The organism is Salipaludibacillus neizhouensis (genome assembly GCF_002886185.1).
Classification (GTDB): Bacteria; Bacillota; Bacilli; order Bacillales; family Salisediminibacteriaceae; genus Salipaludibacillus; species Salipaludibacillus neizhouensis.
Genome location: NZ_KZ614148.1, coordinates 201559 through 214545, shown reverse-complemented (window position 1 = coordinate 214545; position 12987 = coordinate 201559). Strand labels below are relative to the sequence as shown.

At 34.3% G+C, this 12987-nt stretch carries 10 protein-coding genes and 1 tRNA gene; 4 read left to right on the top strand and 7 right to left on the bottom strand.

The window, feature by feature from the left end; translation table 11 throughout:
- The first annotated feature begins 153 nt into the window (after nucleotides 1-153).
- The 3 genes from istA to CEF18_RS23900 are packed head-to-tail and all read left to right on the top strand — an operon-like array spanning nucleotide 154 to nucleotide 3515.
- Complete coding sequence (gene istA, locus CEF18_RS23910) at nucleotides 154-1656, top strand: IS21 family transposase (protein WP_110937832.1); 1503 nt, start codon at nucleotides 154-156, stop codon at nucleotides 1654-1656.
- Nucleotides 1653-2372, top strand: a complete 720-nt coding sequence (istB, locus tag CEF18_RS23905; RefSeq protein ID WP_110937831.1) for an IS21-like element helper ATPase IstB — start codon at nucleotides 1653-1655, stop codon at nucleotides 2370-2372. The genes istA and istB overlap by 4 nt, the downstream gene beginning before the upstream one ends.
- A gap of 30 nt (nucleotides 2373-2402) precedes the next feature.
- Complete coding sequence (locus tag CEF18_RS23900; RefSeq protein ID WP_147422043.1) at nucleotides 2403-3515, top strand: DUF3800 domain-containing protein; 1113 nt, start codon at nucleotides 2403-2405, stop codon at nucleotides 3513-3515.
- A gap of 484 nt (nucleotides 3516-3999) precedes the next feature.
- Here CEF18_RS23900 and CEF18_RS23895 read toward each other — a convergent pair whose 3' ends face one another.
- Nucleotides 4000-5604 (bottom strand): V-type ATP synthase subunit I domain-containing protein, encoded by a 1605-nt coding sequence (locus tag CEF18_RS23895; RefSeq protein ID WP_110939007.1) that lies wholly within the window; start codon nucleotides 5602-5604, stop codon nucleotides 4000-4002.
- The gene (locus CEF18_RS23890) at nucleotides 5601-6626 is read right to left on the bottom strand and encodes a hypothetical protein (RefSeq protein ID WP_110939006.1); all 1026 of its coding nucleotides are present in this window, start codon (nucleotides 6624-6626) and stop codon (nucleotides 5601-5603) included. The genes CEF18_RS23895 and CEF18_RS23890 overlap by 4 nt, the downstream gene beginning before the upstream one ends.
- A 1148-nt stretch (nucleotides 6627-7774) precedes the next feature.
- On the opposite strand from CEF18_RS23890, the gene CEF18_RS23885 reads away from it, so the two are divergent.
- Entirely contained in the window at nucleotides 7775-8899 is a 1125-nt protein-coding gene (locus CEF18_RS23885; protein ID WP_110939005.1) for a site-specific integrase, read from the top strand.
- Nucleotides 8900-9005: 106 nt separating this feature from the next.
- Here the strand turns inward: CEF18_RS23885 and CEF18_RS26220 are convergent.
- The 5 genes from CEF18_RS26220 to CEF18_RS23870 form a co-directional block, all read right to left on the bottom strand.
- Nucleotides 9006-9087, bottom strand: a tRNA-Ala gene (locus CEF18_RS26220).
- Between the two features lie 436 nt (nucleotides 9088-9523).
- Complete coding sequence (locus CEF18_RS26215) at nucleotides 9524-9673, bottom strand: hypothetical protein (RefSeq protein ID WP_190238724.1); 150 nt, start codon at nucleotides 9671-9673, stop codon at nucleotides 9524-9526.
- Nucleotides 9674-9921: 248 nt separating this feature from the next.
- The gene (gene putP / locus CEF18_RS23880; protein WP_110939004.1) at nucleotides 9922-11430 is read right to left on the bottom strand and encodes a sodium/proline symporter PutP; all 1509 of its coding nucleotides are present in this window, start codon (nucleotides 11428-11430) and stop codon (nucleotides 9922-9924) included.
- Nucleotides 11430-11609, bottom strand: coding sequence for a hypothetical protein (locus CEF18_RS23875; RefSeq protein WP_110939003.1), 180 nt, complete (start codon nucleotides 11607-11609; stop codon nucleotides 11430-11432). Before CEF18_RS23875 ends, putP begins: the two co-directional genes overlap by 1 nt.
- A 270-nt stretch (nucleotides 11610-11879) precedes the next feature.
- Nucleotides 11880-12987 (bottom strand): aldehyde dehydrogenase family protein (locus CEF18_RS23870; RefSeq protein ID WP_110939002.1); only part of this gene is annotated, 1108 nt, incomplete at its 5' end.

The window sequence follows — 12987 nt, the reverse complement described above, 5'->3', positions numbered from 1 at the left end:
TGTTTATGGCAAACTAAATATGTAGGGGACGGCAGTTAATTTATGAGGGCCCCGCGGGGCCCTCATAAATTAAAAAACGCCACTTGCTAACTTCTCAAAATAACTTTAAACTCCTCGTTGGACCAACAACGTTTGACAGGAGGATATTAGGAGATGTTAGAAGTGACTCAGATAGATTATATCAGACGCGAAGTGAATCAGAAAGGCAATAATTATTCCAGTGTAGCTACCAGGGTCGAAGTGGACCCACGTACAGTAAGGAAATATGCCAATCAAGAAGAGTTTCAAGTGAAGTTGCCACAAAAGAGGAAAGCAAGAGTGATGGATCCAGTGAAACCTATCATAGATAAATGGATTGGTGAAGATCTGAAGAAGAAAAGGAAGAATCATAGAACAGCTAAAAGAATGTATGAGCAGTTGGGGGAATTTCATAGTTTCAGAGGCTCCGAGAGATCTGTCCGTGACTATGTTTCGAAACGGAAAAAGGAGTTAAAAGATTATCAAGAAGGTGTAGCTCTACCACTAGAGTCTTTCCCAGGAACAGCTCAAGTGGACTTTGGTACAGCATCATTTAAGTACCAATCAAAAATCATTGATTTGCCATATTTGGTTGTGTCCTTCCCTTTTAGTAACACCTTTTATTTTCAAGTATTTCCTTCGGAAAATACAGAATGTTTACTTGAAGGATTACAACGTATATTTCGTCATATCGGTGGCGTTCCAACAACTATTCGATTCGATAACTTGTCACCTGCGGTCTCAAAAATCATGGGAAAAGGAGCACGGAAACTGACCGATACCTTCGAAAGGTTTGTCTTACACTACGGTTTCCGATATGAGTTTTGTAATCCAGGAAAGGGAAATGAAAAAGGGCACGTAGAAGCGATGGTTAAATACGTGCGGAACAATTTTCTTTTGCCTGAATGTACGGTGGCTAACTTAGATCACTTTAATAAGACGCTTTGGAATAAGGCAGAGGAAGACCGGCATCGCGTGCATTATAAGAAGCAGATACTTCAATCAGAGTTATATAAAGAAGACCAAAGTAAGTGGCTTCACCTTCCTGAGAAAGATTTTGAATGTGCTTATTACCAGGAAATGAAGGCTGATAAGTATGGCATTGTGAGTTTGGACAATAAGGAATATTCTACCTCTCCGAGGTTTGCGAAACAAAGAGTAAAAACACGTCTTACCTTTAATACTGTCGTGGTATTAAATGAAGACAATGAACCCATTGTCACGCATTCTCGGCTATATGGTGTGAAGCGAAAATCGATGATATGGCAGCCTTATCTTGAATTATTATCAAAACGTCCGAAAGCTATTAAATATTCAAGCTTATATGATCAATTCCCTTATGCTTGGTCTCAATACTTAAAAGATTGCACAGAAGAGGAACGGAAAATGGGGTTACGTTTACTAGCGAAACTCTTAAAAAATGATGATTTCACATTACTGAACAAAGCGCTCCAATTGGCTTCCTCTCATGGTCATCCTAGCGCAGATCAAATTAAGCACTGTTTTTATTCGTTAATGAATCAAGACCGTTCTCATATGGAAATTACTCCTCGTATGAAGGTGCCCGTCTTGCCCAACGCATCTCGCGGCCTTTCTCATTATGATGCCTTTTTTCAAGAAGGAGGTGATCGTAAATGAAAGAGCAAATCGAATCCTACGCCAAACAGTTGAAGCTTAGCTGGATTCGTGAACATTATCATGAAATTGAAGCTGAAAATAACCAAGAGTACTTATTGAAGCTATTTGAAATGGAAGCTAAAAATCGTGAAGAGCGAAAGATTAACTTACTATTAAACCAAGCTCAGTTGCCGAAAACAGGAACGTTGCCTTTTCAATGGGAGCATATACAAATTCCACAAGGAATTGATCAAGAAACGATATTAAATGGGGATTTTATTAAAGAGCAAGAAAACCTCATTTTATACGGAGGAGTTGGTACAGGGAAAACCTATTTGGCGGCATTGATATCCTTAAATGCCATACACAGGTTTGGCAGTCGGGTGAAGTTTTTTACAGTGGCAGCTTTAGTTAATAAGTTAATAGAAGTCAACCAACAAGGAACTCTTCCGAAGTTCATGAAGATGATTGAAAAGCTGGATCTTTTGGTGCTCGACGAATTAGGATATATCCCCTTAAATAAAGAAGGTGCAGAACTGTTATTTCAAGTGATATCTATGTGCTACGAAAACCGTAGTCTATTAATAACAACTAACCTTCAATTCGGTCAATGGAACCATGTTTTCGGTGATCCCATTCTAACAGAAGCCGTTATTGACCGATTGATTCATCATTCTCATTTATTAATGTTTACGGGAGAAAGCTTTCGATACAAAGAATCTTTATTACAACAATAACTAGAGACGGCAAGTGGCATGCATTTTTAATTGCCATTCCATACATTTTTTACTTGCCAAATACAACTTAATGAAAAGTACAGCTTCTATTATGATGAGACCGGAAACGTTCGCAAGTTTAGACTGACCGATAATGGTGTGAATGGTGTGAATGCTGCAGAAGGCATTGCTAATGACTTTATTCTCGGTGGTGTGCTGTTTAATGGCAATACTCCTCCGTGTAATTTGGATTCATTATATGATGAACTGAAAATCAAAGCTCCAGAAATCAAGTTTAGAACTTTAGCTGGTAGAGGAGCTGATTTCTGGACTGCAATAGGCAAGAAACCAATTCAGCAATTCCTTACATGGTTAGTAAGCAGTGGCCTCTATGTCCACTATGCTACTTTAAATAATATGTACTACTCCACCGTGGATATTGTAGATTCGTTATTTGTCACTCAGCCACAGTTCAACTTTGTACCTGAATGGTTACAAGCTCTGAAGGCAAGCTTGCATAGATTTGTCGTAGCCCATTTAGATGAGATCTTGCCTATATTTTATAGATACGATTATCCGAGTATAGTGAAAGCTGATATTAAGGACTTTTGCTATGAACTTAGCGATCTTATCCAGTCATATGATGATGACGACTTCTATTTAGAAAACTTCCGGCAGTTACTTAAAGATAATGGACGTAGAGGAGAACTGTTTTTCATTGAAGATAACACACCAGGTTTATTAGTTGAGGAATACTCAGGTTTAAGAACCGGGCGGTGCGCATTATATAAAGATTCCATGCATTATTTTGATGAAGAAGCAGAGGCAGAATCGTCATTAGAGGTTATGCCTTTCACTATGAATGGCAGGAAACTAGACAATTATAAATTCATTGATTCCAAAACAGAACGATTAACTCAAGTTTCTGATGTTTGGGTTGGTCTGCTCGGAAAGTTATTTTTCATTTTAGATGAATCAACACCGGATTCAATCAAGATCAAATTAGAATCGCTTACTGAAGAACAGAGAAAATGTGTCCGGATAATAAACTCCTTAATCGATAGTGCTGAAAGTCTTCACAGAGCATTAATTCAGAACGTAAACAGTATTGAGATGGTTCAGCAGAGAGGGTCTCTGTTAGCATTGATGGATGAGTTGGTATGATTACTTGATAATAAATGCAAACGATCATTTGCTTAGAATGGATTTCTCTCAAGATCCAAAAGGACAAGTGCCTAGTCACGCCACGAAGAATGTTGTTCCACAGGATGTTTACAGAAACCGGTTAGGGTACAATGCACTGTCACCGCCTGAATTATGTCAAAAATCATTTGTTTAATCAACCGTAATATGCAAATTTGGAAAGCAATTGCATTTAATGGGAACTACTGAATTGGATACCCTCTTTGGCAAAAGGGGCAAGGAAAGGTAATAGGTGCTAATGAAAATATTAAGCTTAAATATCAATAACAGGTTATCCAGATTTTACTAGTTTGCCATATTTTTATATGGTCTTATGATAACAATGTTCGGGGTAATACGTTGGAATAGGTTTGTATAGGTGAGAAAAAAACAATTTAATCTTGTCATGGAAACTGGATTACTCTAGTTTATAATTTTAAAAATACTTGTTCGCTCATTAATAACATTATTGCATTATATCTTTTAAAATTGTATTGAAAGAATCCCTATACTCACTTCTTAATATGCTACTTGGTGTATGATCAGAATAGTCAATATGGTTAATAAATTTAAATTCCTCTCGATCATATTTACCAACCTCTTCAATCTTTAGAGTCGTAGTAAAGATAATTTGGTTTTCAAGTTCGTTAAATAAATCTAAAAAAATCTTTTCTCTTTCTGTAGATAAATCTTCTGAACGAAATGAATCAACAATTATAGGATACTTATGTTTAGTTACCTTCTGAAAAACATACATTTTTAATAGATAAAAAATAGTTTGTTCACTTCCTGAGTAAGTCTCACTTTTTTTAGTAAATAAATTATCAAATTTTAATGTTCCAGCTGGTTCCTGTTCTTTATAAATTGAATTCATCATTTCTAATATTTTTGCAAGTAATTCTTTTTCAGTTTCTGCTTTAGAATTTTTTATAGTTTCAAAATTTGATAGTTCTGATTTAACCTCATTTATTTTAACATCCAAATCAGTTATCTTTTTATCAGCATCTGCAGCATTAAATAAATCCTCTTTATACAATAATAGCGATTCTAATGAAATTTCATCAACTGACAATAAATCTTTTAGTATATTTTGCTTATCACTTATCGATATATTTATACGTTCTACCTCTTCCTCATAATCATTTATTTTGTTATGAATTGAATTAATAATATCTTTTCTGATATCTGCAGTTGTTATATCAAATGCAAAACCTTTTTTACTTGCAGTTTTATATCCTATATGTATTGAGCCACATGATAAACAAACTATTTCACCCGTATCTAAATCTCTATTCAATGATATAATTTCTCTGATTGCTGTTTCGCACTTAATTTTTCTTGCTATGTTTCTATTTCTTTCTTTATTTAATTCAGTAATACTATCATTTACTTTTTCAATTTTTTCTAAGTTATTTTTAAATTGAATCCTATCATTTGTTGTACTAAAGTGTGCTAACTCTTTCTTTTTAGAACTAAGAATCTTATATTGCTTTAATAATAGTCGTCTTTCATGATTATAATTACGCAATAATTCCTTTTGTTTTTCTATTTCTGTTATATCCATTGAATTTTCAATACCACAAATCCGATACAACATATTCATGAAATCATCTTTTTTATAATATCCCGAATTAGCAATTGTAGATGTATTCTTCTTATCTTGACCAACAAAGAACAATTGTAAAAACAATTCTGGATGTACAATGGTATTCTTATTATTCTTAGTTATTTGGGGTAAATTAAATATTATCTTATCCCAATATCTTCTAAACTCAGATGTATTTTCAAAATGCCTAAGTTCATTATTAGTTTTTACAATAAAATCCTCTTTATATCTACATATCTTATATAAGGTATCTTTCACTGTGAATTCTATAATATAGTAGTAATCTTTATATTGAAATGACACTGGAAAGGTAGGTACGTTGCCTAAAGCATACATCATTCCTTGTATTAAGATTGTTTTCCCTTTATTATTATCATCACTAGAAATTAGATTAATACCATCTACAAATCTATCTTCAATGAATGCTTCTTTATCATTTCCTATAGCTATTTTATTAATTATCATAATATCCCATCCTTTACAGTGGCTATGAAATACTTTATAGATATTAAATCGAATTCTGGACAATTTCCCATTAAATTTTTATCTAATTTATCAAAAATAGCATTTACATTTACATCTGGATTTTCTAGAGTTACAAAATAAACGCTTTCAAAAAAAATCCAGAAATTATCTATATTATTTTTATTGGAAATAGCTTTGGCAACTCCGATTTGTCCATTTAAGACATAATCTTTCTTTTTATGTGTAGGTAAATCACGAATAATATCATAGAATGAAGCTGGCACTCCGATATCCAAAGGATTTCTATTAATAATTCTCGAAATAGCCATTAATCTAATTTCTTCACCAGTTAAATGTCTACTATAATTTAGAGCCTCATGACTTGTATTAATAACAATATTTTCAACAATTGAATTTTTCTTTAAAGATTGTTTATCTTTGACCTCATCAAAGATAGAATCTAATACTTCATCTGAAGGTAGCAACTTAACACTAGTTTTAATAATTGATTTAACATACTCAGAATTTTTTTTATCATCAACGACGATTTGAACAACTTTTAAAAAATTTTCAACATTCTCATCTGTAACTTTTGTAGAATCTATATATGTCTTTGACTGTGATTCTTCTTTTAATCCCAATGTAATACTCTTTAAAGCTTTTTCAGTAACATTTTCTATGCCAAAAAAATTTTTATTGTTATCTATTCTTATTGTTTTTGCTAATCCCCCTACAAATAGTATGTAATGATTAAATGTTAAACTACTCATATAATTTTTATAAAGGGTTACCATTTCTCTTCCTAAAGCTTTAGCATTAGTATTCTTAGATGCTTTAGACTGTATGTCCCAAAGTTTATCTCCCATGCTTGACATACCAGTCAAATCATTAAAAAAATCAATAACATAGTAGTTTATTTCATTACTATCTAGTCTAAAATTCATTAAATATAATAACGCCTTTGTTTCATATTCTGAACCAATTGATCTAACTTTTTCAGTTGATTGTATTATATAACTCATAAGTTCAACTCCATCTATTTATGGCAAATGTATAAGCAAAAAATTAAACTTTTTGTTAACACTACTGCCCCGTTACTTTAAGTGAAATTCTTCAGAATCTAAGGGATCTTCATATAAAAATCATACCATATAATAGAAAATTTTTGTTCTTATTTTTACAGTATTATGGAAATCGTTGCTACGCAGTATGAGTCTAATTCGCAATACAAGAGTTACTCCACAATCGGCCGAATTGTCGAACATCAATAATTACACTTTGAACAATAAAAATAACCAACCAAGTATCAGTATAGAATCCTATACTATACTTGGTTGGTCTCTTTATATCACTCTTTTTCGGAATGTTATCATTCGCTTTTAATTGCCATAGGCTGTCCACTTTATTCATAGAAAAGGTAGTAAACGATGCGACCGTCCTTATGAACTTCCTCTCGCATAATCAAGTGACGAAAAATATCGTCACCAGCTAACAAGCCCTAGAAGGAAAGAGTGCTTGAATGTTCGCCTGCTTTATATGGTACATTCGAGTATTAAAGTAAGTATCCATGTCTAAAACTTACTCCTGGAGGAAATTTATTCAAATCAATTTGAAAATATAAGTTGTACTCATGATTAGTGTGTTAATAGAAGTTCACTATCTTTGCCGCCTTCGCCGTGGAGATGAATAGATGAAAATTTCAATATATAAATGAAAGAATTCGAGTTTCTTCTATAAATATAAGGCAACAACTCCACAGCATTGAAGAATTCTTTAATTAGAGTCCACCCCCCTCATTGATTAAATACTTTTACAATTTTAGCGATACTATTTGTCAAAGCATACTCTATAATAATTTGTTCTCCAATGTATCCTCTTCCGATTCTACTAAATCAATATAATTCTGTAGCTGTTGTATTTCTTCTTTCGCATGCTTAACAGTAATCAATTTGCCATAATGCACCTACTATATTTTTTATTACATAATTCGACGAATTATTATCTAAATAGCATTTTTTTGTTTTAGAAGGTTATTATAAGTTCTCGCAACAACCTAGGCTTTTTTAAATATTAGCAATTTGCCTATAAAACATAGGTATGTGGATATGCTGATAATGACCACACACTTATTTTTTTCTAGCAAAATCTACAATAAGGAGATTAAAGAAAAATGAAGGGATATTATAAAAAAAGAGGCTCTACATGGTCTTTTCGCCTAGACATTGGACGGGACCGTAAAACAGGAAAACGCAGACAGAAATCAAAAGGTGGATTCAAAACTAAAAAGGCAGCTGAAAAAGCTTGTCAGCTAGTTTTACATGAACTTTACGAGGGTTCAATTAAAGAAATTAGTAACGAGCAATTTGATTGCTACTTTACTCGTTGGTTTGAATCCCACTATCGTCGTGAAGTGGCAGTTTCCACATATGAAAGTCGCTCCTACACGATGAGGAATCACCTTTTACCGTATTTCGGAAATCAGGCTATCAACAACATCACTGCGTTTGAAATTGACTGCTTTTACAACGATAAATTGGATAAAGGCTACAATCCTAAAACAGTCAAAGAAATGCATTGCTTACTAAGGAAGGGATTTCAACAAGCCGTCAAATGGGATCTGTTGATTGTCAATCCAGTCTTGAATGCCACACCACCAAAATGTTCTCAAACAGAGCGATCGACGTGGTCCAGACAAGAAGTGAGGACTTTCCTTGAAAACGCCGAGGAGCAAGACAAGCACATCCCATACTTCATTGGTATTTTCACAGGCATGCGTCGTGGCGAAGTTTTAGGATTACAATGGTCGGATATCAATTTTGAGGAAGGAAAGATTCACATTCAGCGTAGTTTGACCCGCACGAAACAAGGGTTACTCTTCGGACCAACAAAAACGGCAAAATCAAAACGACAAATTTCGATCTCTCCTTATGTCATAGAAAAACTATTGGAATTCCAACATAAGCAGAATGAATTCAAAATTGCTTTTGGAGATGCCTACCATGATCATGACCTCATCGTGTGCACGGAAGACGGGAAACCAAAAGAGCCTAGAAATTTGTTGCGAGACTATTATCAATTAATCAAAGAGGCCTATGTTCCACGAATCAGCTTTCATGACCTAAGGCATACGCATGCGACATTGATGCTTAGTATTGGTGAAAACCCTAAAATCGTTGCAGAACGATTAGGTCATAGTCGTGTAGGTATCACATTAGATGTGTACTCTCATGTCAATGCGGACATGCAGGACAAAGCTGCATGTAAATTTGAGGAAGCTTACTTCAGTAACTACTGACACTTTAGTAGACTAAAGGTGCACAAAATGTGCACAAACCCTAAAATAAAAAAACGACACCATTCCTCGTAAAGACGAAGAATAGCGTCGTTGATAGGTTTATGTATGGTGGAGCCAAGGGGGCTCGAACCCCTGACCTCCACGCTGCCAGCGTGGCGATCTCCCGTCATGGTTAGTTGCACTGCCCCAATGAATACCACTTCTAAAATCCAAACAGCATAGATTATGTTCTAATAAAATAATCACCTACCTAGCTAATAATATTTTTTATATCTATTGATACAGTACATTCACAAGTCTAATTGGGTTAAAGTAACAAATTTCAGTTAAGTATTTATAAATAAAAACACCATTTGATTGATTTCTCTGACACTATCCTATATTTTGAATTCCTTATCCTTTATATGATCAATAAACCATTTGACTATTTCTAGTAGTTTTTCAAATTCCTTTTTGAATCTTGACAGAAAGCTCCTTATTTTGTAATAAGGATTGTTCTGATTATCAAGCAAGACCTCGAAAAGACAATTGATCTACTGAAAAATGAAGTGTAATTTGCAATATTTATTACACTAAGAAAATAGAATTAATCAGATTTTCTTAGTAATTTTTCATTAGATAAACTTAGATTAAAGGATTATCGTTAAAATAAATAATTTGGGATATAATTTTGTAACCCGGAATGGTTTTAATGGCTTTTCTTGCTTCTTTTTCAGTATTAAATTCAAACATTGTAATTTTTGTTGTTGAATAGGCAGTAACTATCCACATCATTATGCCTCCAATTTAAAAGAACTTTTTTCTGATTATGAAATAAATATATTTTTAAATTACTTTCTTAGTTTGATGATCTATATACAATATAGATATTAATATACAACTATTGGAATCAGGGGGTGAACTATAATCCAAAGAATAATCCCTTCCCCCTCTATTTAAATTACAATCGAATCTATTCTCTTAAATAATTATATAATCACACCAACCTTCCTATAATCGAAAATTTAAGGCTTCTTTTCTTCCTAAATGCCACTCGCTTTAACCTGATCAAATTCTTCAATGATTTCTTTACTAGGTGCTGATCCGAGTTTAGAAATAATAACGATGGACAGTAACGATAAAAAGAATCCAGGCACTAGTTCATACAAATAAAATGGAATTACAGCTGCCGATTGCTCCATTCGTAAACCGTCGGCACCCATTGGAGGAGTTGATAAAATACTCCATAAGATTACCGTAATACCTCCGACTATCATTCCAGCGAGAATGCCATTTCGTGTACAACCTTTCCAAAAGATAGACAATAAAATAGCTGGTCCAAATACCGATCCAAAACCTGCCCAAGCGTATCCTACTAAGCCTAGTACCGAACTATTTGGATTAAAAGCTAACACAATAGCGAACATGGATATTAGTATAATTCCAATTCGCGTTACTAACATTAACTCTTTCTCGTTCGCTTTCTTTCTAAATAACCCTTTATATAAGTCTTCAGATAAAGCTGTTGCTGAAATTAACAATTGTGTACTAATTGTGCTCATAATCGCTGATAAGATAGCTACTAATAGCACACCTGTAACCCATGGATTAAATAGAACTTTTGCAAATTCAATAAAGACTGTTTCTGGGTTGCTCAATGGAGTATCTGCAAAATAGGCAATCCCTACAAAACCTGTAAAAATAGCCCCAAAAAGCGCCAATACATTCCAGATAGTATAAATAGATCGTCCTAATGTTATATCTCGGGATGATGTCATTGACATATAACGTACGATGACATGAGGCTGTCCAAAGTATCCAAGACCCCAAGCTAATAAAGAGATAATACCTAATGTTGTCGTACCAGAGAAGACATCTAAATAGTCTATGGAAATATTTCCGGTTAGAGCAATTGTTTCGCTCCATCCCCCTAGATAATAGAAAGCAACGATTGGTACGATAAGTAGAGCCGAAAACATTAATATACCTTGAAAGAAGTCTGTCCATGCCACAGCGAAGAAACCACCAATGCTTGTGTATAGTACGATCACGATCCCACCGGTCCATAACGCTGTCGTATACGATATTCCAAACGTTGACTCAAAGAGAATAGCTCCACCAACTAGACCTGCAGATATATAGAAGGCAAAGAATATTAAAATAAACAAAGAGGATATAACTCTTAGCAATTGACTTTTATCACGAAAACGATTTTCAAAGAAATCAGGGATGGTGAGTGAGTTGTTTGATATTTGTGTGAATACTCTAATTCTTTTTCCTACAAATTGCCAATTAAGGTAGGCTCCAATAGCAAGTCCAATAGCAAGCCAGATCCCCGACATTCCTCCAACATAAATAGCACCAGGCATTCCTAACAAAAGCCAGCCGCTCATGTCAGAAGCACCTGTACTTATCCCACCAACAAAAGGACCGAGTTTCCTTCCACCTAAAATATAGTCGGAAAAATTCTTTGTTCTTCTATAAGCCAGATAACCAATCATAAAGAGTAAGCTAAAATACAAAACAAACACGGTTAGCGAAATCACCCCCATTATGATTCACCTCTCTCATTTGTTAGGTTTTCTTGAACTCGATTCAAATTAGGTAGTAAATTCTTTCGTTTTTTTTCTTTTCTTATTTGAGCGAGAAGAGATACAAGAGAAAATACAATTAATAATGGCATAGGAACAAATAACCAAAATAAAGTTGCGGTAGTAAAAGTAGGTTCCATTTTTAACAACCCCTTTTCATTTTTGATAACGTTTACATTTTGATTTTTTTATAAGGTTTGATCAAATTAAGATAGACCGTATTTCCTTTAACAAAGTAAAAAGGAGATAGAACTCTAGCTAGTGAATGAAAAAGAATCTTATGAACCAATTTTAATATTTAATAGGATCTCTTAAAACCTGTTAAATTAATTTATGGTGAAGAACTCACCAAACAATCATATAACGTTGTTGAGGTTATCATCAACGATCATTTGGTAAGCCCTCTCAACTTAGATTTTTTGTGTATAAAGTTTTCCTTGACTAAATAGTTTGATGTATTCATAACTTCCGGCTTTAGAATCTGTACCTGATAAATTAAATCCACCAAATGGATGAATCCCTACAAGGGCACCTGTACAGTTTCGATTCACATATAAATTCCCACAATACATACGTTCAATGGCTTGTTCTATACGATTGTTATCGGAAGAGAAAAATCCACCTGTCAGACCGTAATCTGTATTGTTATACATCTCAATCGCTTCTTCCCAGTCTTTTGCTTTCGCAATCGCAAGGACAGGGCCAAAAATTTCTTCTTGCATAATTCTACTATTACTATCTGCGTCACCGAGAATAGTTGGATTAATATAAAACCCTTCATTGCTTCCTGGGTTTCCACCTAAAAGGAGTGTTGCCTCACCTTTTCCGATTTCAATATACTTAAGAATGCTGTTATACGCTTTTTCATCAATAACAGGACCAACTGAATAATCCTCTTCACCATTCCCAATACTTAATTTTTCCGTTAACTGCACCACTTTTTCCACCAATTTGTCATAAATACTTTCAACAATAATGGCACGTGAACCCGCGGAACATTTTTGACCTTGGAAACTAAATGCTGAGGACACAATTGACTCCGCAGCCGCATCTAAATCGGCTGTTTCATCCACGACAATGCCATCTTTTCCTCCCATTTCTGCATTTACTCGCTTAATCCACTTTTGACCTTTCACTTTTTTGCCTGCAAGCTCATTGATGTGAAGCCCTACATCTTTAGATCCTGTGAAACTGATAAAACGAGTAAGAGGGTGTCCTGTTATAAAGTCGCCCATGACGGAGGAATCCCCTGGTATAAAATTAATCACTCCACTCGGCAGACCGGCTTCCTCTGCTAGTTCAACAAATTTATAGGCAATAACCGGTGTTAAGGACGCTGGCTTTACTAGAGTAGTATTACCTGTAACTACAGCCGATGCAGTTAAACCAACACAAATTGCTAAAGGAAAATTCCAAGGAGGAACGATAAAACCTACACCTAACGGAATATATGTTAACTTATTTCTTTCATCAGGAAGACTTTTCAAGTAATGAGTATCTTCATTCAGTCGTAATAAC